The 23,661-nt window shown below is 65.2% G+C and carries 17 protein-coding genes; 8 read left to right on the top strand and 9 right to left on the bottom strand.

What is annotated here, in order from left to right; translation table 11 throughout:
* Window positions 1–72: 72 nt before the first annotated feature.
* The 7 genes from mraY to mraZ all read right to left on the bottom strand — a co-directional run bounded on the left by mraY (window position 73) and on the right by mraZ (window position 8,030).
* A complete protein-coding gene (mraY, locus tag Q1A71_RS00915) occupies window positions 73–1,194 on the bottom strand; it encodes a phospho-N-acetylmuramoyl-pentapeptide-transferase (protein WP_299670734.1) in 1,122 nt (373 codons plus the stop codon).
* 3 nt (window positions 1,195–1,197) lie between these two features.
* Window positions 1,198–2,634, bottom strand: a complete 1,437-nt coding sequence (gene murF, locus Q1A71_RS00910; protein ID WP_299670733.1) for a UDP-N-acetylmuramoyl-tripeptide--D-alanyl-D-alanine ligase — start codon at window positions 2,632–2,634, stop codon at window positions 1,198–1,200.
* Complete coding sequence (locus Q1A71_RS00905; protein ID WP_299670732.1) at window positions 2,631–4,112, bottom strand: UDP-N-acetylmuramoyl-L-alanyl-D-glutamate--2,6-diaminopimelate ligase; 1,482 nt, start codon at window positions 4,110–4,112, stop codon at window positions 2,631–2,633. Before Q1A71_RS00905 ends, murF begins: the two co-directional genes overlap by 4 nt.
* Window positions 4,113–4,407: 295 nt before the next feature.
* Complete coding sequence (locus Q1A71_RS00900; RefSeq protein WP_299670731.1) at window positions 4,408–6,192, bottom strand: penicillin-binding protein 2; 1,785 nt, start codon at window positions 6,190–6,192, stop codon at window positions 4,408–4,410.
* Window positions 6,189–6,539, bottom strand: a complete 351-nt coding sequence (locus tag Q1A71_RS00895) for a cell division protein FtsL (protein ID WP_299670730.1) — start codon at window positions 6,537–6,539, stop codon at window positions 6,189–6,191. The genes Q1A71_RS00900 and Q1A71_RS00895 overlap by 4 nt, the downstream gene beginning before the upstream one ends.
* Before the next feature lie 3 nt (window positions 6,540–6,542).
* Window positions 6,543–7,523, bottom strand: a complete 981-nt coding sequence (gene rsmH / locus Q1A71_RS00890) for a 16S rRNA (cytosine(1402)-N(4))-methyltransferase RsmH (RefSeq protein WP_299670728.1) — start codon at window positions 7,521–7,523, stop codon at window positions 6,543–6,545.
* 3 nt (window positions 7,524–7,526) lie between these two features.
* A complete protein-coding gene (gene mraZ / locus Q1A71_RS00885) occupies window positions 7,527–8,030 on the bottom strand; it encodes a division/cell wall cluster transcriptional repressor MraZ (RefSeq protein ID WP_299670726.1) in 504 nt (167 codons plus the stop codon).
* A gap of 703 nt (window positions 8,031–8,733) precedes the next feature.
* Between mraZ and Q1A71_RS00880 the strand changes: the two genes are divergently transcribed.
* Window positions 8,734–9,495: a hypothetical protein gene (locus tag Q1A71_RS00880; RefSeq protein WP_299670724.1), complete on the top strand. Its 762-nt coding sequence runs from the start codon at window positions 8,734–8,736 to the stop codon at window positions 9,493–9,495.
* Between the two features lie 104 nt (window positions 9,496–9,599).
* On the top strand, window positions 9,600–10,370 hold the full coding sequence (locus Q1A71_RS00875; protein WP_299670722.1) for a hypothetical protein: 771 nt from the start codon (window positions 9,600–9,602) through the stop codon (window positions 10,368–10,370).
* Here Q1A71_RS00875 and Q1A71_RS00870 read toward each other — a convergent pair.
* Window positions 10,367–11,440, bottom strand: a complete 1,074-nt coding sequence (locus tag Q1A71_RS00870) for an Mrp/NBP35 family ATP-binding protein (RefSeq protein ID WP_299670720.1) — start codon at window positions 11,438–11,440, stop codon at window positions 10,367–10,369. The two genes, Q1A71_RS00875 and Q1A71_RS00870, sit on opposite strands and share 4 nt — an antisense overlap.
* Before the next feature lie 224 nt (window positions 11,441–11,664).
* Between Q1A71_RS00870 and Q1A71_RS00865 the strand changes: the two genes are divergently transcribed.
* Both Q1A71_RS00865 and Q1A71_RS00860 read left to right on the top strand, forming a co-directional pair.
* A complete protein-coding gene (locus Q1A71_RS00865) occupies window positions 11,665–11,901 on the top strand; it encodes a DUF1127 domain-containing protein (RefSeq protein WP_299670718.1) in 237 nt (78 codons plus the stop codon).
* Window positions 11,902–12,423: 522 nt separating this feature from the next.
* Window positions 12,424–13,674: a Hint domain-containing protein gene (locus tag Q1A71_RS00860; protein WP_299670716.1), complete on the top strand. Its 1,251-nt coding sequence runs from the start codon at window positions 12,424–12,426 to the stop codon at window positions 13,672–13,674.
* Between the two features lie 242 nt (window positions 13,675–13,916).
* Here the strand turns inward: Q1A71_RS00860 and Q1A71_RS00855 are convergent, their stop codons facing one another.
* On the bottom strand, window positions 13,917–16,268 hold the full coding sequence (locus Q1A71_RS00855; RefSeq protein WP_299670714.1) for a UvrD-helicase domain-containing protein: 2,352 nt from the start codon (window positions 16,266–16,268) through the stop codon (window positions 13,917–13,919).
* 149 nt (window positions 16,269–16,417) lie between these two features.
* On the opposite strand from Q1A71_RS00855, the gene Q1A71_RS00850 reads away from it, so the two are divergent.
* The 4 genes from Q1A71_RS00850 (at window position 16,418) to Q1A71_RS00835 (ending at window position 23,656) form a co-directional block, all read left to right on the top strand.
* On the top strand, window positions 16,418–17,563 hold the full coding sequence (locus tag Q1A71_RS00850; RefSeq protein ID WP_299670712.1) for an alpha-hydroxy acid oxidase: 1,146 nt from the start codon (window positions 16,418–16,420) through the stop codon (window positions 17,561–17,563).
* A 138-nt stretch (window positions 17,564–17,701) separates the two neighbouring features.
* Window positions 17,702–21,142 carry a pyruvate carboxylase gene (locus tag Q1A71_RS00845; RefSeq protein ID WP_299670710.1) on the top strand — a complete coding sequence of 1,147 codons (3,441 nt, stop codon included), beginning with the start codon at window positions 17,702–17,704 and terminating at the stop codon, window positions 21,140–21,142.
* A gap of 160 nt (window positions 21,143–21,302) precedes the next feature.
* Window positions 21,303–22,142 (top strand): cobalamin-dependent protein, encoded by an 840-nt coding sequence (locus Q1A71_RS00840; RefSeq protein ID WP_299670708.1) that lies wholly within the window; start codon window positions 21,303–21,305, stop codon window positions 22,140–22,142.
* Window positions 22,143–22,258: 116 nt separating this feature from the next.
* Window positions 22,259–23,656: a potassium transporter TrkG gene (locus Q1A71_RS00835; RefSeq protein ID WP_299670706.1), complete on the top strand. Its 1,398-nt coding sequence runs from the start codon at window positions 22,259–22,261 to the stop codon at window positions 23,654–23,656.
* The last annotated feature ends 5 nt before the right edge of the window (window positions 23,657–23,661 follow it).

The raw sequence follows: 23,661 nt of genomic DNA, 5'->3' as shown, positions 1-23,661 counted from the left end.
GACCCTCCCCTCGGGAGGGGGCTTCACCCCCACCCAGGGTCGGGGGCCGCCCTTTGATCGAAGTCGGGAGGGTTACCGCACTTTCAGCGTGGCCAGGCCGATCATCGCGAGGATGAGAGAGATGATCCAGAAGCGGATGACGATGGTGCTCTCGGCCCAGCCTTTCTTCTCGTAGTGGTGATGGATCGGCGCCATCAGGAAGACGCGTTTGCCGGTGCGTTTGAAGTAGAGCACCTGGATAATCACGGAGAGGGCCTCGACGACGAAGAGGCCTCCGACCACGGCGAGGACGATCTCGTGTTTGGTGCTCACCGCGATGGCGCCGAGGGCGCCGCCGAGCGCGAGGGAGCCGGTGTCGCCCATGAAGACCGCCGCCGGGGGTGCGTTGTACCACAGGAACCCCAGGCCGCCGCCGAAGAGGCCCGCGCAGAAGATCAGGATCTCGCCCGTGCCGGGCACGTAGTGCACGTCGAGGTATTCGGTGAAGTCGACCCGGCCCACGGCGTAGGCGATCACGCCCAGGGTGCCTGCGGCGATCATCACCGGCATGATGGCAAGCCCGTCGAGCCCGTCGGTGAGGTTCACGGAGTTCGCCGCGCCCACGATCACGAACATGCCGAAGGGGATGAAGAAGAGGCCGAGGTTGAGCAGCACGTCCTTGAAGACGGGCAGCGCGAGGCGGCCTGCCAGCGGGTCGTAGTTCTCCACCCGGGCGGCGAGGTCGATGTCGTTGAGCCCGTGCACATACATCGCCGCATAGGTCGCAACCCCTGCGATGATGAAGCCCAGAAGCAGCCGCACCTTGCCCGGCACGCCCTTGTGGTTGCCCTTGGAGACCTTGGCGTAATCGTCGGCAAAGCCGATGGCGGCAAAGCTGAGCGTGACCCCGAGCACGATCCAGACGAAGGGGTTGTCGAGCCGGGCCCAGAGGGCGGTGGAGGTGACCAGCGCGCCCACGATCAGCAGACCGCCCATGGTGGGGGTGCCGGCCTTGGCGAAGTGGCTTTCCGGCCCGTCATCGCGAATGGGCTGGCCCTTGCCCTGGCGCTTGCGCAGCACGGCGATGAGCGGGCGTCCGAAGAGGAAGCCGAAGACCAGCGCGGTGAGGAAGGCGCCGCCGGCGCGGAAGGTGATGTAGCGGAAGAGGTTGAAGACATCCCCCCCGTCGGACCAGAGCGTGAGCCAGTAGAGCATGCCTTATCCTTCTTCCTCGTCGAGCGGGGCGTGCCCCATTTTGCGGATCGCGTCAACGATCAGGCCGAGTTTCATGCTGAGCGAGCCCTTGGCGAGCACCACGTCACCGCTGTCGAGGCGGCGGTTCAGCAGGGGCAGCACCTCCTCCGAGGTCTCGAACCAGTCGCCGCGTTGCGCCTCGGGCAGCACATCGTAGAGCGCGCGCATGAGCGGGCCGATGCAATGCACCACGTCGAGGCTCTGCAGGCTGGGCAGCCTGGCGAGGTCGGCGTGCAGGGCGTGCTCGTCGGGGCCCAGTTCCTTCATGTCGCCCAAGTAAGCGATGCGGCGCCCGCGCGCCACACGGCCGATGTCGTTGGTCACCGGGGCGGCGGCGAGCACGTCGAGGGCGGCGGCCATGGAGGTGGGGTTGGCGTTGTAGCTGTCGTCGATGAGGTCGAGCGTCATGCCGGGCTCGATGGCGTCGAGGTGGATGCGCTCGCGCTGGCCCCGGCCCTTGTAGGGGCGCCAGCGCCCCAAGGCCCCCACGGCCAGGGCGATATCGGCACCCAGAGCAGAGACCACGGCCAGGGCACCGAGGGCGTTCATGGCAAAGTGCCGCCCCGGCGACGCGATTTTGTAAAGCAGTGGCACCTCGCCCAGGCGCGCCTGCGCCACGGTCATGTCGCCCTGAAGATCGGCCCTGAGCAGGGTGAAATCCGCGCCGTTTGCCCCGAAGCTGATGTCGGCCAGGCCGCAGTCCCGCGCCCTTGCGGTGAGGATCTCGGCGGTGTCGATGTCGGCGTTGCGGATCGCGGTGCCGCCGGGCAGCACGCCCTCGTAGATCGAGGCCTTCTCCACCGCGATGCCGGTGATGTCGTCGAAGGCTTCCAGATGCGCGGCGGCCACGGTGGTCACCAGCGCCACGTGGGGCTGCGCCATCCTCGCCAGCGGCGCGATCTCACCGGGGTGGTTCATGCCGATCTCGATCACGGCATAGTCGGTGTCCTGCGGCATGCGCGCGAGGGTGAGCGGCACGCCCCAGTGGTTGTTATAGCTGGCCACGGAGGCATGGGTGCGGCCTTGGACGCGCAGCATCTCGCGCAGCATTTCCTTGGTGGAGGTCTTGCCGACCGAGCCGGTGACGGCGGCGACCTTGCCCTGCATGCGGGCCCGCGCGGCGCGGCCCAGAGCCTCGAGACCCGCGAGCACATCCTCGACGATCAGCAGAGGGGCATCCTCCGCGACATCCGCCGGACGATGAGACACAAGCGCTGCGGCGGCGCCCTTCTCCAGCGCCTGGGCGACGAACTCATGGCCGTCGCGCTGGTCTTTCAGAGCGACAAAGAGATCCCCGGGCTCCAGCGTGCGGGTGTCGATGGAAACGCCGGTGGCCGTCCAGTCGCGCGTGGCCTGCCCGCCTGTGGCGGCGGCGGCGTCGGAGGCGGTCCAGAGGGTCATGCCATGCGCCCGTCGAGCGCGGCCACGGCGACGCTGGCCTGTTCGGCATCGTCGAAGGGCAGCACATCGGTGCCGACGGTCTGGCCGGTCTCGTGGCCTTTGCCCGCGATCAGCAGAGCATCGCCCGGCCCAAGCGCATCGACCCCGCGCAGAATGGCTTCGGCGCGGTCGCCGACTTCCTGTGCCTCGGGCGCGCCGAGCAGCACCGAGGCGCGGATTTCGCCCGGGTCCTCGGTGCGGGGGTTGTCGTCGGTCACGATCACCAGATCCGCGTTCTCCGCCGCCGCCTGCCCCATCAGCGGGCGCTTGGTGGCGTCGCGGTCGCCGCCCGCGCCGACAATCGCGATGAGGCGGCCGACCACATGCGGGCGCAGGGCTTTCAGCGCGGTGGAGATGGCATCGGGCGTGTGGGCGTAGTCGACAAACACGGTCGCGCCATTGTCGCGCGTGGCGGCGAGCTGCATGCGGCCGCGTACGGTGCGCAGGTCTTCGAAGGTGTCGAAGACCACGTTCGGCTTTTCGCCGCAGGCGATCACGAGGCCCGCCGCCAGCAGCACGTTTTCCGCTTGGAAATCACCGATCAGGTTCAGCCGCCGGACGTAGGATTTGCTCAGATGAAAGAACTGCACGGTCTGGCCCGTGGCATCGACCTGGATGCGGCCCAGATGAAAATCACCGATGTCGCGGCCCACGGACACCACGGGGCAGCCGCGCGCATTGGCGATGGCAGCCATGTCCACCCCGCGCTCGGCCTCGATGTTGATCACCGCCTTCGCGTCTTCGGGCAGCACCCGGGCAAAGAGCCCGGCCTTGGCGTCGAAATAATCCTCGAAGGTCTTGTGATAATCGAGATGATCCTGCGTGAGGTTGGTGAAGCCCGCAGCTTTGAGCGTGACGCCATCAAGGCGGCGCTGGTCGAGCCCGTGGCTGGAGGCCTCCATGGCGCAATGGGTCACGCCCTCCTCCGCGGCCTCGGCGAGCGCGCGGTGCAGGGTGATGGGCTCGGGCGTGGTGTGGGCGAGCGGGGCGCTCCATGCGCCTTCGATGCCGGTGGTGCCGAGGTTGATCGCCGCGTGGCCAAGCTTTTGCCAGATCTGGCGCACGAAGGTGCTGACCGAGGTCTTGCCGTTGGTGCCGGTGACGGCGACCATCACCGGCGGCTGGCGCTCGTAGAAGAGCGAGGCGGCGCGGGCGAGCGCCTCACGCGGGGCGGTGGTGACGATGAGGGCGGCGTCGCTTTGCGCCAGTTCCTCAGCGGCGATCTTGGCGCCGTCCGCATCGGTGAGGACCGCAGCGGCGCCCATGCGCAGGGCAAAGCGGATGAACTCGCCGCCGTGCATCTTGGCGCCGGGCATGGCGGCGAAGAGGAACCCCTCCTGCACCTCGCGGCTGTCCACGGCGAGGCCGGTGACCTGCGGGTTGCGCCCGCCTTGCGCCGTGAGGCCCAGGGAGGAGAGGGGTTTGGCGGCGCCGGTCATGGGCGCGCCTTCCGGCGGGGTGACGACCCTTGCGAGAACGCCTCGGAGGCCCGCAGATATGTCCCGCCCGGCGGGCACCGCCGGGCAGCGCCCGTCCGCCCCCCCGGGCGGGCGCTTTCAGCGTGACGCCCGCGGACGGACGCTGCCCTCACCGCGATGCACGCCCCTTGCGGGTTTTCGGGACGCCGCGCCAAACGGCATCCCCCCACTCTCCCCTTAGGAAGGAGACGCCGCCCCGCTGTACCCGCAGGGCAAACCAGATCAGCGGTTCGAGGCATATCGTCAGGCTCGTGCTCTAGTTGTTCGCCAGCTTTATATCGGTCAATTCCACAGGTTCAACGGTCGGGCGCAGACCCAGCAGGGGGGCTACGCGTTTGATCATCTCGGCGGCGACGGGCACGGCTGTCCAGCCCGCGGTGCGGCGCGGCTCCTTTCCGATGGTGTCCACGGGCTCGTCCAGCGTCACGATCAGCACGTATTTCGGATCATGCGCGGGGAAGATCGAGGCGAAGGTGGCGATGACCTTGTCCTCGTAGTATCCGCCGCCGCGACGACGCGGCTTATCCGCGGTGCCGGTCTTGCCGCCCACCGCATAGCCCGCCACATCGCCGAAGCTGGCGGTGCCATCGGTGACCACGCGGCGCAGCATCTTGCGCGCGGCGCGGGAGGCCTGCTCGGAGAAGACGCGCGGGCCCAGTTGCGGGCCGTCCTGCTTCAGGATCGTGGGTTTCACCCTGTACCCGCCATTGGCGATGGCAGCGTAGCCTGCGGCGAGATGCATCGGCGAGGTCGAGAGCCCGTGGCCGTAGGAGATGGTCATCGTGCTGATTTCAGACCAGTTTTTCGGCATCAGCGGTTTGCCGGTCGCGGCCTCGACGATCTCGAAGCCGGTGGTGTCGAGCATGCCCAGCTCCTTCAGGAAGGCACGCTGGCGCGCGGCGCCGATCTGCTGGGCGATGCGCGCAGTGCCGATGTTGGAGCTCTTCTCGATCACCTTGGAGACCGTCATCTCATTGCCGTAAAAGCGGAAATCGCGAATGCGGTGCTTGCCCCAGCGCAGCGGGCCCTTGGTGTCGATCACCGTGCCGGGGTTCACGAGGCCGAGGTCCATCGCCTGGGCGACGGTGAAGATCTTGAAGGTCGAGCCGAGCTCATAGACGCCCTGCACCGAGCGGTTGAAGAGCGGGCTGTCGGACGGGTCGCCCTTGACCGCGGGGCGCGGGCGGTCGTTGGGGTCGAAGTTCGGCAGCGAGACGACGCTGACCACCTCGCCGGTCTGCACATCCATCAGGATGGAGGTGGCACCCTTGGCGTTCATCAGCATCATGCCGCCCGCGAGCACGCGCTCGGCGGCGGCCTGCACGGTGAGGTCGAGTGAGAGCGCCAGCGGCTGGTTGCCGTTGGCTGGGTCGCGCAGCCGGGCATCGAAGTATTTCTCGATGCCGGCGACGCCGATGACCTCAGCCGCATGCACGCCCTCGCGGCCATAGCTCGCGCCGCCCAGCACGTGGGAGGCGAGCCGCCCGTTGGGGTAGAGCCGCATGTCGCGCGAGCCGAAGAGCAGGCCGGGATCCCCGATCTCATGCACTGCCTGCATCTGTTCGGGGCTGATCTTGCGCTTGATCCAGATGAATTTGCGGGGGCCGGTGAAATCCTCGAAGAGCTCTTTCTCATCGAGATCGGGGAAGACCTCGGCCAGCCCGCGGGCGGCGGCGGCCGGGTCGACCATCTGCGGCGGCTGGGCGTAGAGCGAATGGGTTTCGAAATTGGTGGCCAAAAGGCGCCCGTGGCGGTCGACGATGTCGGCGCGGCCCGCATGGATCACGGCACCCGGGGCTTCGGCGCGCGGCTCCATCGGCTCGGCGGTGGCGAGCACCCCCATGCGCAGACCGATCACGCTGAAGGCCGCCACGAAGACGAGGCCGAGCACCAGAAGGCGCCCTTCGGCGCGCTGGCGGGCCTGGTCGCGCATCTGCTCGTGGCGGATGCGGATGTTCTCGCGCTCGATCACATCGGGGTTTTCGCCCTTGGCGCGGGCATCCAGAATGCGCGCGAGCGGGCGCAGGGGCGTGCGGATCATGGGCTGCTCTCGTCTTCGATATGGATCACGTCAACGGGGTTGGTGATCGGCAGGATCGGGTCGGGCGGATAGGCCACCTGGCGCACCAGCCCGAACTGCTCGGAGCGCATCTCCAGCAGTTCCAGCCGGTTGAAGTTGATCTCGACCAGATCGCGCAGCCGGTCGGGGCGGTTGAGATAGGCCCATTCGGCGCGCAGCACGGCCAGCCGCTCGTGTGCGGCGCGGATGTCCTGACGCAGGTCGCGCGTGTCGGCCAGGGCGGCCTGGGTCGCATAATTCTCGCGGTAGGCCCAGAAGGCGAGGCCAATCACGGCCATCGTTGTGAGAATATAAAGAACGGTGCGCATGGGTCAGACCTCTTTCACAATCGGCATACCGAGGGTTTTTGCGTCCACGGGGGCGGCGGGCGCGTCCGTGCGGGTGGCCACGCGCAACTTGGCCGAGCGCGCGCGGGGGTTTGCAGCCACTTCGGCGGCATCGGGTTGGATCGCCTTGCGGGATTTGAGCGTGAAGCCGGGCGGCGCGGTCTCGGCCTGCGGCGCGTAACGATTGGCGTTGCCACCCGCGCCTGAGCGCGCGGTGAGGAAGCGCTTCACCATGCGGTCCTCGACGGAGTGGAAGGTCACCACAGCCAGTTGACCCTCGGGGGCTAGGGCGCGTTCGGCAGCCATAAGGCCTTGGAAAAGCTCATCATACTCGTCATTCACGGCAATGCGCAGCGCCTGAAAACTGCGGGTGGCAGGGTGCGACTGGCCCGGCTTGGCGCGCGGCAGGCAGCCCTCGATGATCTCGGCCAAATGCAGCGTTCCCGTGATCGGGCGGGCGCGGATGATGGCGCGGGCGATACGACGGCTGGCGCGCTCTTCGCCGTATTGAAAAAGGATGTTGGCGATCGTCTCTTCCGAAGCCTCGTTCACGATATCCGCCGCCGAGGGGCCCTCCTGGCTCATGCGCATGTCGAGGGGGCCGTCGCGCAGGAAGGAGAACCCACGCTCGGCCTGGTCGAGTTGCATCGAAGAGACGCCGAGATCGAGCACGACACCATCGAGCGCGTCGGCATAGTCGTCCATCTGCGAAAAGACGCCCTGTTGCTGCACCAGCCGGTCGCCGTAGGCTTCTGCCCAGTCTGCGGCCATCTCGAAGGCCAGCGGGTCGCGGTCGACCGCGATGACCCTGTCGGCGCCCGCCTCAAGCAGCCCGCGCGTGTAGCCGCCGGCGCCAAAGGTGCCATCGAGCCAGGTGCCACGCACCGGGGCCACTGCCTTGAGAATGGCGGACAGCAAGACGGGGATATGGGGGGCGGGCGCATCAGAGGAGGCTGTCGCAGCCATGGCTTACTCCCCCTTCTTGGCGTCCAGAAATTCGAGCGGATCGAAATCGTCGGGCAGATCGTCGAGCCAGGCCTCGGTCTTGGCGGCCTCCTCGGCCTCATAGGTTTCGGGCTTCCAGATCTGGAAGGTGTCGCCGGCGGCGATGAAGAAGGCCTCGCCCTCCAGACCGATCTTGGTGCGCAGCTTGGCGGGCAGGACCAGGCGGCCCGTCTCGTCGATGGAGGTGGGGAAGGATTGGCCGTGAAAGAGGCGCTGGAGCATCTTGCGCTCCATCGCGCCGCGCGGCAGCGCGTCGATCTTGGCGTCGACCTCGTCGATCGCCTCCATCGTGTAGCATTCCAGGTAATTGCGGCGGTGATCGCCATAGACGATGACCAGCTCGGGGGCGTCGCCGGAGGACCAGTTGGGGTCGGCGGCCTCGATCACACGGCGAAACGAAGCCGGGATGGACACCCGCCCCTTCGTATCCACCTTGTGCTGGCTTTCGCCTCTGAACCTGCGGCTCACTGCCTCATCCCAATCCGGTCACGCCACTTCAATTCCGGCGCGTATCCCCCTCTCTTGAAATCGAAACGGCGGGTTGATCTGCTGCCACTGATCAACCCGCCGTCCTCGTTCCGCGCTTGGCGGTAAGTCCAGCTGCGCGCGCCACCTGGGGGGATGTCTGCTCGCTCGCGCGCCGGATCTCTTTGGTCTGATGAAAGCGAGGTGCCTGTATGAAACCTGCTAGAGTTTTTATTGTGCGTGGGGTCGTTTGGTGCCCCTGCTCGTTCTCATCTGATGTGAAAAGGTATAACGTGGGAAAACATGGTACGGCAAGGGATTTTTAGTTACCAAATTCCTAAATCTTGTTTTTCGCGTTAACCAACACAATATGTTGTGGTTTCAGCTGTATCCCCAATCAACTTGTAGAGGGCAAAATCCGCTTATACCCAAGATATTGAATTTGATCACAGCGGCGATTTGCTGGTGAAAGCGTACAGCGCCGCGCATATCCGCTATATGTTCTATATATGTTCTCAAAATCAAGAAGAATTTGGACAGAATCGCGATTCGGACCTGCACACTCGCCCATCCCGTCCCGGATCAGAGGGCGTGATCCGGCAAATATCCCATGATCTCCCATATCAGACCGGCAGAGCCGCGGTGCAGCCGCTTGCGGGGCGCCCGGCCCGGACCTACCACACGGGCAGTTCATGTGGAGCCTGGTATGAAGACCGATCTTGTTATTCTCAAACACAGCCTTTGGCTGATCTTTGCGCACCCTTTGCAAAGCTTGAAGGTGGTGGCCCCCGGCGTGCTGGTCTTTGTGGGCGCCATCTTCCTGACCGGGCCTGCCATCTTCTCCGGCGGGGCGCTGCACACCGATGCGCTGTTTTCCACCGCGCTGCTGTTGCAGTTTCTGCTGACGCTGGTGGCGGCGGTTCTGGTGGCGGTGATGTGGCACCGGCATGCGCTGTTGCAAGGCGAGCGGCGCGCCGGGGTGATGCGCCCGCCGCTCGCCGCCTATGGGCGCTATATCGGGTATAGTGTGCTGATCGGGCTGATCGTGCTGGCGGTCTATCTGCCGCTGGGCTGGGGGGTCGGCATGGTGGGGACCTACGCTTTCGATTTTTTCTCGAACGCGCAGCTGGTGGCGGGCCTGCTGATGGGGCTGGTGCTGGTGATGGTCTCCATGTGGCTGATCTTCCGTCTCGGTCTGATCCTGCCCTCGGCGGCGCTCAACCAGCCGATCGGGCTGTTGCGGAGCTGGCAGGCGACCCGGCCCGCGCAGTTCATGATCCTGCGGTTGATCCTGCTTCTGTGGTTGCTGAGCATCGGGCTGAATGTGGCGCTGACGCCGGTGGTGCATGCCTTCCCGCTCTGGGCCATTCCGATCGAGTTCGGCCTGAGCTTTGTGCAGATGCTGGCGTTCCTGAGCCTGCTGAGCACGCTCTATGCGCATCTGATCGAGGGGCGCGATCTGGGCTGAGCCGAGCCCGCAACAGGGTTAACCCTTTCTGACCTGAAGCATTGCGCCCGGCGCGCCATGCCGACATAGAGGGGTGTGGTGTAACAAGTGTCAGATGTGGTCCCGTGAATATCCCTCTGCAGATCCTTGGCCGCTCGATACGGCTCATCGTGGCCGAACCTCTCAGAACGCTGACGGTGATCGCACCCGGCGCGCTGCTTTATGGGATTGCGGGCGGTCTGCTCTTCCTGAGCTTTGCACAAGGGGCGGGGCCGGAGGGCTCTGATACCATTGAGAATGTGCCGCTGCTGATCCTGGCCATTGCCGTTCTTGTGCTCGGCTGGATGAGCTTTGCCATCCTGTGGCACCGTCATGCGCTGCTCGAAGGAGCCGCGCGGACGCAGGTGATGCGGCCGGGCTCGGCGGTCTATGGGCTCTATTTCAGATGTGCGCTGATGATCGGGCTGATCATGGTGGTGCTGGCTCTGGGTGGAGGCATGGCCGTCGGCATCGTCAGCCTCATCCTGGTCACGGCGCTCGGGCCTGCCCTGGGCCAGCTCGCCTCGGTGGGCGTGTTCATGATCTTTCTGACCGGGCTCTCCTGGGTGCTGCTGCGGATCAGCCTGATCCTGCCCGCCGCCGCCATGGGGCAGCCGATGACATATTCGGACAGCTGGCAGGCGACGCAGCGTATCGCCCGCGATGTCTTCTGGACCGCCGTTCTGCTGGCCATACTGAACACGGTGATGGAACAGCTGGCCATCGGGCTGGCGACTGCCTTGCCCGGCTATGCGCTGATTTTCGACGTGACGCAGCTGGTGATCAGCGCGCTGCTTTATGTGAGCGTTCTGAGCACGCTTTACGGCCATCTGGTGCAGGGCCGCGCGCTGAGCTAGGCCATGCCGCCCTTGATCAGCCCTTGGGCGATGCGGGCATAGGCCTCGGCCATCGGCCCATCGCCTGCGGCGACCGGCGTGCCGCCATCGCCTGCCAAGCGGGTGTCCAAGTCGATGGGCAGCGCGCCGAGCAGCGGCACGCCAAGCTTCTGTGCCTCCGCCGCGACACCGCCCTGCCCGAAGATCTGATGCTCGGCGCCACAGTCGGGGCAGATGAACATCGACATGTTCTCGATCAGGCCAAGCACCGGCGTTTTCAGCGTGTCGAACATATCAAGCGCCTTGCGCGCGTCGATCAGCGCCACATCCTGGGGCGTGGAGACGACGATGGCGCCGGTGAGCTCGGATTTGGTGCAGAGCGTGAGCTGCACGTCGCCGGTGCCGGGGGGCAAGTCGACCAGCAGCACGTCGAGCTCGCCCCACTCCACCTGCCCCAGCATCTGTTGCAGCGCGCCCATCAGCATCGGCCCGCGCCAGACCACCGCCTTGCCCTCCTCCAGCATGAAGCCGATGGACATGAGCGTGACCCCATGGGCGTGCAGGGGAATGATCGTCTTGCCGTCGGGGCTGGCGGGGCGCTTGTTCACGCCCATCATGCGCGGCTGGCTGGGGCCGTATATATCGGCATCGAGCAGGCCGACCTTGCGACCCGCCTTGGCCAGCGCCACCGCGAGGTTCGACGACACGGTCGATTTGCCCACGCCGCCCTTGCCGGAGCCGATGGCAAGGATGCGTTTCACGCCGGTGGGCTTGGTCGGCCCCGCCTGCGGTTTCGGATGCCCGCCGATCTTGAGGCTGGGGGGCGCGGGCTTCGTCTCGGCCGGGCCGTGGGCGGTGAGCGCCACATGTGCTGTCTCGACCCCCGGCAGCTCTCTGACCACCTGCTCGGCAGCATCGCGCAGCGGACCCATCTGGCGCGCGACCTCGGGGCTGGGCGCTTCGATCACGAAGCGCACGGTGCCGCCGTCTATGGTGAGCGCTCGAATCAAATCATGCGCAATGAGGCTTTTTCCGTCCGGCAGGGCCACGCGGGCGAGCGCGGCCTCAACTTCGGCTTTCGTCACAGACATGCTCAATTTCTCCTCATCCGCGCCACTTTGCTAAGCGCCTGTTTCCGCTAACAGTAAATAGGGTCTCCAGCTGCTTAACCCTATAGCAACACGCATAAATTTACGCTAGGGCGCCCATGCGTTTGCTGCATGGCAGCATTGTAATGGCGGCTATTGTGCAGCTGCAGCATCTTCCTACATAAAGGCCACAAGCAAGTGAGACTGGTAACGAAGAGGCAACGTACATGGCCTATTACACACAAACACACACCGCATCCGGCAGCCTGATCGAACGGGCGCTGGTCGCCACCGCAAACCTGCTGAACGCTGCGAAGGCCCGCTATGCCAAGCACCGCGTGTACCGGCAGACCTACACCGAATTGGCCGCCCTGGGCGAGCGCGAATTGAACGACCTGGGCCTCAGCCGGTCGATGATCCGCGGCATCGCACTGGAGGCAGCCGAAAACTTCGCGGCCAAGTAAGGCCGCGTCAGGAACAGGCCCCGCTTCTCCTCCCTAGGGTGCCTGTGACTTGTGCGGCGGCATTCATCCTCCTCCCGGATGCCGTCGCCACAACTTCAAGCGCACACCCGTGCGCCCCTCGCCCGGAGCCACAACGCTCCGCGTCAGGGCCATCAGATCAGGCGTGCCTTTCCTCCTCCCTAGGGCGTCTGTGACCAAGCAGCGGCATTCATCCTCCTCCCGGATGCCGCTGTCCCTATTACCAAGACCAGCCTGGCTGGTTGTGACAGGTTGCAACGGTCTTCCTCCTCCCTGACCGCGGCGACCGAAGTTAAAGGCGGTGCCCTCCTCCCGGGTGCCGCCTTTTCTTTTGGCTTCTTTTGACGGGGCCTGCAGTCGGCGCGCTTCAGCCCAAAATCGTTCAACTTGTCGGGATCCCGGTGACTTGCGGCAGGTTTTTGTTAAGGTTTGGGTCACCTGGGGTGGTGTGGCGCATGTGTCTCCTGCAAATTCGGGACGACGCGCGCGTCTGGTGGAGATGGGATGCCGGTTTTTCTCAGGCTGACAAATGCGGATATCACCGATCCGTCCTTCTGGGCGGCGCTCGATATCACACGCAACAGCACCATTGACGCGCGCAGTCTCAGCGACCGGTTCCAGATCACGCTCGATGCGAATTCGATCACCTTCACCGACAGCCGCAGTGGGGCCGTCACCACTTATACCGATGCCGATATCAGCTCCGGCTCGTTCAGCGAGTTCGTCGAGTTTCGCGGCAATGACGCGGACAATGACGTCAGCGGGTCGGTCGGGCTGAATGCCGCCGGATATCGTGGCGGGCGCGGCGATGACACCTTCACCGACGACGGCACGCTGGGCGGCACCATGCGCGGGGGCAGCGGGGATGACGTGCTGCAGGGCGGCAGCGGCAGCAACAATATCGACGGCAACGGCGGCGATGACGTGCTGCGCGGGGGCGGCGGCAACAACAACCTGCGCGGCGGCAGCGGCGATGACACGCTCTTTGCGGAGGACGGCAGCGGCAACCTGAACGGGGGTGGCGGTGACGATGAGATTTTTGCCGGGCTGAACACCACCTTCGTGCAGGGCGGCAATGGCGACAACACTCTGACCGTACCGCAGGGGTCGGTCGTGAACCCGTTCTCGCAGACCGGCGGCCAGGTGCAGCTGCCCAACGGCAACAGCTTTACCTATCTCAACATCGCGGCGGTGACGGTCGCCTGTTTCACCGCAGGCACGCCCCTGCGGACCCCCCGCGGCGATGTGCCGGTCGAGGCGCTGGCGGTGGGCGATCTGGTGGAGACACTGGATCATGGCGCGGGCCAGGTGCGCTGGATCGGCCGCCGGACGGTGCCGGGGCGCGGTGCGCTGGCGCCTGTGACCTTCCGGCCGGGCAGCATCGGCAACCGCGAGGTGCTGCGCGTCTCGCCGCAGCATCGCATTCTGTTGAGCGGGTGGAAGTGCCAGCTGATGTTCGAGACCGACGAGGTGCTCTGTGCCGCCAAGCACCTGTGTGACGGCGATCAGGTCTTCACTGCGCCCTGCGCCGCGGTCACCTACTACCATGTGATGTTCGATGCGCATGAGGTGGTCTTTGCCCATGGCGCGCGGCTGGAGAGTTTTTATGCGGGCGATCACATCCTGGAGGCCGACCGCGCAACCCATGACGAGGTGATGGCGCTGTTTCCCGAGTTGGGTGGCCCGGGCCTGCCCCGCGCCGCGCGGCCGATCGTGAAGGGGTTCGAGGCGCGTACATTGCTGCCGCTCGCCTGAGCGCCGGGTACGCTCCACCAGAACGCCGCGACCGGTGCCACTCCCGAGAGGCGGAGCGCTCTCCTGCCCCTCGCCGTCAAACTCCGACGTGACGGGTGCAGCTGCCACGCCCGGCGGGCACCGCCGGGCCGCGCCCGATCCCCCCTCGATGGGGGGCGAGGGCGCACCCCCCCCTCACCCAGGGTTGGGTGCTGGCCTTGATGCGTGGTCAGAGGTGTCTTCGCAGCGACCCGCTACGCGGCTCAAAACGGAATATCGTCACAGCCGGTGACAAACTTTGCCACCACCTTCTTGGTGCCCGCTTTCTCGAACGCGATCTCGAGCTTGTCGCCCTCGATGCCCTGGATGGCGCCATAGCCGAACTTCTGGTGGAACACGCGCTCGCCGACGGTGAAGCTGGAGACGGCGTTCATGTCGATCACGGTATTCTTGGCTTCCCGCGGCTGGCTCACCGGGCGCTGCTGGCTGCGCTCCTGCAACCGGCGCCAGCCGGGGGAGTTATAGACATTGGCCTCCGCCGCCCGCTCCGCCAGATCGGAGCGCAGGGGCTGCATCCCCGCCGCGCCATAGCCGCCGCCGTAAAGGCCCGGTGGCGTCAGCACCTCTACGTGCTCCTGCGGCAACTCATCGATGAAGCGCGAGGGCATGGAGGATTGCCATTGCCCAAACACCCGGCGATTGGCGGCGAAGGAGATCGTGCAGACCTCCTCGGCCCGTGTGATGCCCACATAGGCCAGCCGCCGCTCCTCTTCGAGGCCCTTGAGCCCGCTCTCGTCCATCGAGCGCTGCGAGGGGAAGAGCCCGTCCTCCCAGCCCGGCAGGAAGACCATCGGGAACTCCAGCCCTTTGGCCGCGTGCAGCGTCATGATCGAGACCTTCTCGCCGCCGTCATCGCTCTCATTGTCCATGATCAAGCTGACGTGTTCGAGGAATCCCTGCAGGTTCTCAAAGCCTTCCAGCGCCTTCACCAGCTCCTTGAGGTTCTCCAGCCGCCCCGGCGCCTCGGGCGTCTTGTCGTTCTGCCAATGCGCGGTATAGCCCGACTCATCGAGGATGATCTCGGCCAGTTCCATATGGCTGAGGTCCGTGTCGCCGAGCATCCGGCCCCAACGGTCGATCCCATCGATCAGCTTGCCGAGCTCATTGCCACCCTTGCCACCAATGCTCTTGGTCTGCACGCAGAGCCGCGCGCCTTCCACGAGGCTCACCCCGTTCGAGCGCGCCATCCGCTGGATCGTCTGCCGCGCCTTGTCGCCCAGGCCCCGCTTCGGCGTGTTCACAATTCGCTCAAACGCCAGATCGTCGTCCGGGCTGACCACGACGCGGAAATAGGCCATGGCATCGCGGATCTCCATCCGCTCGTAGAACCGCGGCCCGCCAATCACGCGATAGGGCAGACCGATGGTCAGGAACCGATCCTCGAAAGCGCGCATCTGCTGTGACGCCCGAACGAGAATGGCCATCTGATCAAGCCCATAAGGCGCCATGCCCCGCGTGCCTCTCTGCGCGGCTTCAATTTCCTCACCGATCCAGCGCGCCTCCTCCTCACCGTCCCAATGGCCGATGAGCCGCACCCTTTCACCCTTGGTCAGGTCAGTGAAGAGTGTCTTTCCAAGCCGCCCCTCATTGCCCGCAATCACGCCCGAGGCGGCAGCCAGAATATGCGGGGTCGAGCGGTAATTCTGCTCCAGCCGCACCACATGGGCGCCCGGAAAATCCTTCTCGAACCGCAGGATATTGCCGACTTCGGCCCCGCGCCAGCCATAGATCGACTGATCATCATCGCCGACGCAGCAGATGTTCTTATGCCCGCCCGCCAGCAGTCGCAGCCACATGTACTGCGCTACGTTGGTGTCCTGATACTCGTCCACGAGGATATAGCGGAACCAGCGCTGGTACTGCTCCAGAACGTCCGCATACGTCTGGAAGATAGTGACCATATGCAGCAGCAGATCGCCGAAATCGGTCGCATTCAGCTCCTTCAGGCGGGTCTGGTACTGCGCGTAGATTTCCACGCCCCGGTGGTTGTAGGCGCCCGCATCCGCGGCTGGCACCTTCTCCGGCGTCAGTGCACGGTTCTTCCAGCCATCGATGATCGAGGCCAGCTGCCGCGCGGGCCACCGCTTGTCATCAATGTTCTCCGCCGCCACCAGCTGTTTCAACAGGCGCAGCTGATCATCCGTGTCGAGGATGGTGAAGTTCGACTTCAGCCCCACCAGCTCCGCATGCCGGCGCAGAAGCTTCACACAGACGGCATGAAAGGTGCCCAACCACGGCATCCCCTCGGCGGGTTGCCCCAGCATAGCTCCCACACGGTTTTTCATCTCGCGCGCGGCCTTGTTGGTGAAGGTCACCGCCAAAATCTCATTGGGCCGCGCCGTGCCGGTCATCAACAAATGCGCAATCCGCGCGGTCAGCGCCCGCGTCTTGCCCGTGCCCGCGCCTGCGAGCATCAGAACCGGCCCCTCCAGCTGCTCCACCGCTTCGCGTTGCGCCGGGTTCAACCCCTCCAGGTAAGGCTGCGGCCGCGCCGCCATCGCCCGCGCCGACAGCGAGGCACCCTCGAAGGCATCCATTTCATCGAAACTGCTCATGACACCACCCTACAATCCTCCCGCCCCAAGATAAAGACACGTTCTCATATTGTTCCGCGCACCCTGGCTCTTCACCCTTCCAAAAATACTCAAAATCCTCCGGCGTGCCACAATAGACACCGACACGCATTTGGGTCACCAAGGCCTCCATGGACCTGCACAGTCGTTATCCCGCCCTCAGCGACCTGCGCGACAAAGCGCGCCGCCGCCTGCCGCGCTTTGTCTGGGAGTATCTCGACAGCGCGACTGGCGAGGAGCGCACCAAGGCGCGGAACCGCGTGGGCCTCGACCGGATCGGCTTTCTGCCAAGCGTGCTGCACGGCGAGGTCGACCCCGACCTGAGCGTGCGCCTCTTCGGCCAGACCCTGCCCCGGCCCTATGGCATTGCGCCCGTGGGCATGTCCGGGCTGATGTGGCCCGATGCGGAGGGCAGTCTGGCGCGCGCCGCCGCGAAAGCCCATATCCCCTACACGCTCTCCACCGTCGCGACACAATCACCGGAAGATCTCGCGCCGCATCTGGGAAACCAAGCCTGGTTCCAGATGTATCCGCCGCGCGACGAGGCGATCCGCAGCGACATGCTGGCGCGTGCCAAATCTGCCGGGTTTTCCACGCTGGTGTTGACGGTGGACGTGCCCGTGGCCTCGCGGCGCGAGCGGCAGACGCGCTCCGGACTGACGCTGCCACCCCGGCTGACGCCACGCCTCATGGCGCAGGTGGCGGCAAAGCCTGCCTGGGCCCTGGGCATGGCGCGGCGCGGGCTGCCCAAGATGCGCACGCTGGAGAAATACGCCGCCGAGGTGGACACCGCGCTCTCCTCCACCGCCCATGTCGGCTATCTGCTGCGCACCTCGCCTGATTGGGACTATGTCGCCTGGCTGCGCGAGGCCTGGGACGGGCCCTTCGTGGTCAAGGGCGTGCTGCGCGCCGGAGATGCGTCGCGGCTGGAGACCATCGGTGTGGACGGGCTCTGGGTGTCGAACCACGCGGGACGCCAGTTTGATGGGGCGCCCGCAGCGATTGACCTGCTGCCCGAGATCCGCGCAGCCACCGCCCTGCCCCTGATCTTCGATTCCGGGATCGAAGGCGGGCTCGACATCCTGCGGGCGCTGGCCTCGGGGGCGGATTTCGTGATGCTGGGGCGCGGCTTCCATTATGCGCTGGCCGCGCTCGGCGCGCAGGGGCCCGCGCATCTGATCGACATTCTCGACAAGGACCTCGCGGCCAACATGGGACAGCTCGGCGCGCGCACCCTGCGGGACCTGCCGACCCCGGTTGCCTTGCCTGCCGGGTAAACAAAGGCCGCTTTACATTCCGGCGCCAAAATGCTGCGGTGCGGCAGAATTCGCGGTCACGTACCCAATAGTACGCGTTTACGGGAGGGGTAATACTTCCTAAAGAGACGCATCCGCCGCAGTGAGAGGAGGCCCCTGATGCCAGAATTCCGCAAAATCCTGATCGCAAACCGGGGTGAGATCGCCATCCGCATCATGCGCGCGGCCAATGAGATGGGCAAGAAAACGGTCGCCGTCTATGCGGAGGAAGACAAGCTAGGGCTGCACCGCTTCAAGGCGGATGAGGCCTACCGCATCGGCGAAGGGTTGGGGCCGGTGGCGGCCTATCTCTCGATTGACGAGATGATCCGAGTGGCCAAGGCGAGCGGTGCGGATGCGATCCATCCCGGGTATGGGTTGCTCTCCGAGAACCCGGATTTTGTGGATGCCTGCGAGCAAAACGGCATCACTTTCATCGGCCCCAAAGCCGAGACCATGCGCGCGCTTGGCGACAAGGCCAGCGCGCGGCGTGTGGCGATGGATGCGGGCGTGCCGGTCATTCCGGCGACCGAGGTGCTGGGCGATGACATGAAAGCGATCAAGGCGGAGGCCAAGGAGATCGGCTATCCGCTGATGCTCAAGGCGTCCTGGGGTGGCGGCGGGCGCGGGATGCGGCCGATTCAGAAGGAAGCGGAGCTGGAAGAGAAGGTGCTGGAAGGCCGCCGCGAGGCGGAGGCCGCTTTCGGCAATGGCGAGGGTTATCTGGAGAAGATGATCCTCAAGGCCCGCCACGTGGAGGTGCAGATCCTCGGCGACAAGCATGGCGGGATGTATCACCTCTATGAGCGCGATTGCTCGGTGCAGCGGCGCAACCAGAAGGTCGTGGAGCGGGCCCCGGCCCCGTACCTCACCGACGCGCAGCGCGAAGAGATCTGCGAGCTGGGCTACAAGATCTGCAAGCACGTGAATTACGAATGCGCGGGCACCGTCGAATTCCTGATGGATATGGACGATGGCAAGTTCTACTTCATCGAGGTGAACCCGCGCGTGCAGGTGGAGCATACGGTCACCGAAGAGGTGACTGGCATCGACATCGTGCAGGCGCAGATTCTGATCGCTGAGGGCAAAACCATCGCCGAGGCCACGGGCAAGCCGACCCAGGAGGATGTGCAGCTCACCGGTCACGCACTGCAGACCCGGATCACAACGGAAGACCCGCAGAACAACTTCATCCCTGACTATGGCCGCATCACCGCCTTCCGCGAGGCGACCGGTATGGGCATTCGGCTCGACGGCGGTACAGCCTATTCGGGCGGGGTGATCACGCGGTATTATGACAGCCTATTGGTGAAGGTGACCGCCAAGGCGCAGACGCCCGAGGCAGCGATTGCCCGGATGGATCGGGCGCTGCGGGAGTTCCGGATCAGGGGCGTCAGCACCAACATTGCCTTTGTCGAGAACCTGCTGAAGCACCCGACCTTCCTCGACAACACCTATCATACGAAATTCATCGACGAGACGCCGGAGCTCTTCCAGTTCTCGCGTCGTCGGGACCGGGGCACGAAGGTGCTGACCTATATCGCGGATGTGACGGTGAACGGGCATCCAGAGACGAAGGACCACCCGCGCCCCGGCGCGCAGGTGCGCGACCCGCGCCCGCCGGAGCTCAAGGCGGAGCCGATGATGGGCACGCGCAACCTGCTGGAGCAGAAGGGCCCGCAGGCGGTCGCCGACTGGATGGGGCAGCAGCGGCAGCTTCTGATCACCGACACGACGATGCGCGACGGGCATCAGTCATTGCTCGCGACGCGGATGCGGTCAATTGATATGATCCGGGTCGCGCCTGCCTATGCGGCGAACTTGCCTCAGCTTTTCAGCGTGGAATGCTGGGGTGGGGCAACCTTCGACGTGGCCTATCGTTTTCTGCAGGAATGCCCCTGGCAGCGCCTGCGGGATCTGCGCGCGGCGATGCCCAATGTGATGACGCAGATGCTGCTGCGCGCCTCCAACGGCGTCGGCTATACCAATTACCCCGACAATGTGGTGCAGGAATTCGTGCGCGTCGCGGCCAAGACGGGCGTCGATGTGTTCCGCGTCTTCGACAGCCTCAATTGGGTCGAGAACATGCGCGTCGCCATGGACGCGGTGATCGAGAACGGCAAGGTCTGCGAAGCGGCGATCTGCTACACCGGCGATATCAACGATCCCGACCGCGCCAAGTACAACCTTCAGTACTATGTGGACATGGGCAAAGAGCTGCGGGACGCGGGCGCCCATGTGCTGGGGCTGAAGGACATGGCGGGGCTGTTGAAGCCCGCCGCGGCGCGCCAACTGGTGCGGGCGCTGAAATCCGAGGTGGGGCTGCCGATCCACTTCCATACGCATGACACGGCCGGTGTGGCCTGTGCCACGATCCTCGCCGCCTCGGAGGCGGGTGTCGATGCGGTCGACTGCGCGATGGATGCGCTCTCGGGCAATACCTCGCAGGCAACGCTGGGCTCGGTGGTCGCAGCCCTCAAGCACACCGACCGGGACACCGGGCTCGACACCAAGGCGATCCGCGAGATCTCGGATTACTGGGAAGAGGTGCGCAGCCACTACAAGGCCTTCGAGACCGGCATGCAGGCGCCCTCCTCCGAGGTCTATCTGCACGAGATGCCGGGCGGGCAGTTCACCAACCTCAAGGCGCAGGCGGCGTCGCTGGGGCTGGAGGAGCGCTGGCACGAGGTGGCCCAGACCTATGCGGATGTGAACCAGATGTTTGGTGACATCGTGAAGGTCACGCCCTCGTCGAAGGTGGTGGGTGACATGGCGTTGATGATGGTCAGCCAGGGCCTCACACGGGCGGATGTGGAGGACCCGAGCACTGATGTGGCCTTCCCTGACAGCGTGATCGACATGATGCGCGGCAATCTGGGACAGCCGCCCGGTGGCTTTCCTGAGGCGATCGTGAAGAAGGTGCTGAAGGACGAGGCGCCCAACACCGAGCGCCCGGGCAAGCACCTGCCGCCTGCGGACCTCGAAGCGTTGCGCAAGGAGGCCTCGGAGGCGATGGAGGGCAAGGAGGTCGATGACGAAGACCTGAGCGGGTATCTGATGTATCCCAAGGTCTTCCTCGACTACATGGGGCGCCACCGCATCTATGGTCCGGTACGCAGCCTGCCGACGAAGACCTTCTTCTATGGCATGGAGCCAGGTGAAGAGATCAGCGCCGAGATCGACCCCGGCAAGACGCTGGAGATCCGTTTGCAAGCCGTGGGCGAGACCACCGAGGACGGCGAAGTGCGTGTGTTCTTCGAGCTCAACGGCCAACCGCGGGTGATCCGCGTGCCGAACCGTCTGGTGAAATCCAGCACGGCGCAGCGGCCCAAGGCGGAAGTCGGCAATGCCAATCATATCGGCGCGCCGATGCCGGGTGTGGTGGCCTCGGTGGCCGCACAGGCAGGCAAACCGGTCAAGGCCGGCGATCTGCTGCTGACCATCGAAGCAATGAAGATGGAAACGGGTATTCACGCCGACCGCGACGCCACGGTCAAAGCCGTGCATGTGAGCCCGGGCGGGCAGATCGACGCCAAGGACCTGCTGGTCGAGCTGGACTGACGGGCGGTTTTGATCAGGCGCGCGCTCTGCGGCGCCTGTCATCACCATCGGGCGATTCACCTGTCAACTTTCGTTGACACACGCATGGCGTGTCCATTACGCTTGAGGAGAGATTCACGGAAGACACGAGGGACGACCGAGCCAAGCCCAGGGGGGAGCCATGCCCGAGCCCGACGGATCGCCCGAGCCACAGGTTTCGGAGCGATATACACAAGTGCAGTCGGATGTTTTGAAACTCAAAGCCCAGCTGCCCGAAGAGGCTGTCAGCGACATCGTGCGCGAAGTCTTGCACCGTGTCGCGGCCGAACGCCCGACCAATCGGGACCCTGTCAACCAGCCCAGTCGGCGCAAGGTGGAATCGCTCTGCTATGCGCTGATCTCCGACGATCCCGACGAGGGCGCGGCCTTCATTCATGATGCGCGCGACGACGGCGCGGCGCTGGATGCCATTTACCTCAACTATCTGGCGGAGGCGGCCGTCATTCTCGGCGAATGGTGGGACGCGGACCATGTGAGCTTCCACGAAGTCACCATCGCCAGCAGCCGCATCTATGCGATCCTGCGCGAATACAGCTATCTCTTCGTGCCGCGCCATCCCGTCGAGGTGAAATCGGCGATTTTCGCCACCGTCCCGGGGGAAATCCACACTCTTGGCGTGCGCATGGCCGCGGATCTCTTCGGCGAGGAAGGCTGGAACGTCGTGGTCAAGACCGGGCGCTCGCATGAGGCGCTCATGGCGGAAATCACCGCGGACCCCTGCCGCATTCTCGGCCTCTCCGCGGGTGGGGCGCATTCCGCTCCGGCGCTCGCCCGGCTGGTGATGGCCCTGCGGGTGAGCCGGCCCGATCTGCGCATCTTTCTCAGCGGGCAGATCACCCAGGTCGCGTCAGATCTGGTGGAAATGATGGAGCTCGACGGGGCCACGTCGGATATCGACGAGGCGCGCCTAGTCCTCCAGCAGCTGTGGTCCGGCCTCGATAAGCAGGCGGGCCCGCGCTGAGCGCGCCAGGGCCAAGCCGCGTTCGGCAGGATCTGGACAGGCAACCGATCCGTCTTATGTCCGGAACCGAGCGCGCCTTTGCGCGTTGCTCTTTTTGATCCGAACGAAAGACGCGCATGTCCGACGAGCCAGACGACAGCGGCGAGGCCGACGACCAGACTGTCTCCCGAGATCGCAGCCTGCGTGCGCGGTGGATCCGGCTGCGCGCGGTGCTGACCCATACCACACCGGCCAAGCTGTTGCTGCTGGGCTATCTCAGCTATATCGCTCTGGGTTGGATCCTGCTGAGCCTGCCGTTTGCGCAGGCCACGGCAGTCCCGGCCATCGACAACCTGTTCATCGCCACCTCGGCGGTGTCGACCACGGGGCTGGTGTCGGTCGATCCGGGCAGCAGCTATACTTTCTTTGGGCAGTTGGTGATCCTGCTGCTGATCCAGTTGGGCGGCCTAGGGTACATGACCGTCGGCTCCTTCGTCGTGTTGACGGCGCAAGACCGGATGAGCCGCCTGCGGCGGGAGGCCACCAAGAACGCCTTCAACCTGCCGGACGATGTCAAGCCCAAGCTCTTCATCCGCTCGGTGGTGCGCTTCACTCTGATTTGCGAGGTGATCGGCGCGGCGGTGCTTTATGTGATGTTCCGCCAGCAGGGCGTGGAAGACGCGCTCTGGAGCGCGATTTTCCACTCGATTTCGGCATTCTGCACGGCTGGCTTCAGCCTTTTTTCCAACAGTTTCGAAAGCTTCGGCGCGCATGCGGGCATCACGCTGACGATCAGCGCGCTGAGCATCCTGGGCGCCATGGGCTTTCTGATCGTTGTGGACGCCTCACGCACCCTGTCGGGCCGCAGCCCGCATCTCGGTTTCACCAGCAAGGTGATCATCCGGCTGACGCTGCTCTTTCTGCTGATCGGCACGGTGATCCTGATGGTGGTCGAGCCCGGCATCGCCGCCCTGCCCGCGAACGAGCGTCTGCTGACCGCGTTCTTCCAGGTGATGACCGCATCGACCACGGTGGGCTTCAACACCTATCCCATCAGCGCGCTGAGCCATTCGGTGCTGATTGTGTTTTTCTTCCTGATGGTGATTGGTGCCTCGCCCGCGGGCACCGGCGGCGGGCTCAAGACCACGTCCTTTGCGGCGCTGATCGGTCTGGTCCGCTCGACCCTCAAGGGGCGCGACCGCATCCGGTTCTTCAAGCGCGAGATCCCGCTGCAGCGGCTGCAGGATGCCACCGCAGGTCTGGCCTATTATCTGGTGCTGCTTGCGGGGGCGATGTTCCTGCTGTTTCTGACCGAAGCGGACGCGGCCTTCGATGTGGTGATGTTCGAGGTGATCTCGGCGCTGGGAACCGTGGGGCTGAGCATGGGGCTCACGGGTGAGCTCAGCGATCTGGGCAAGCTCATCGTGGTGGGGCTGATGACGGCGGGGCGCGTGGGCATTCTGACCTTCGGCATCGCCCTTGCCACCCATGACGAAAGCCGCGAAGAGGAGCAGGACAACGATCTCGTTCTCTGAGCCCG

The sequence above is a fragment of the uncultured Roseobacter sp. genome (assembly GCF_947493125.1).
In the GTDB taxonomy this organism is placed as follows: domain Bacteria; phylum Pseudomonadota; class Alphaproteobacteria; order Rhodobacterales; family Rhodobacteraceae; genus Roseobacter.
Note: the sequence above shows the minus strand (reverse complement) of the source record. Positions and strands in the feature narration are given on the sequence as shown.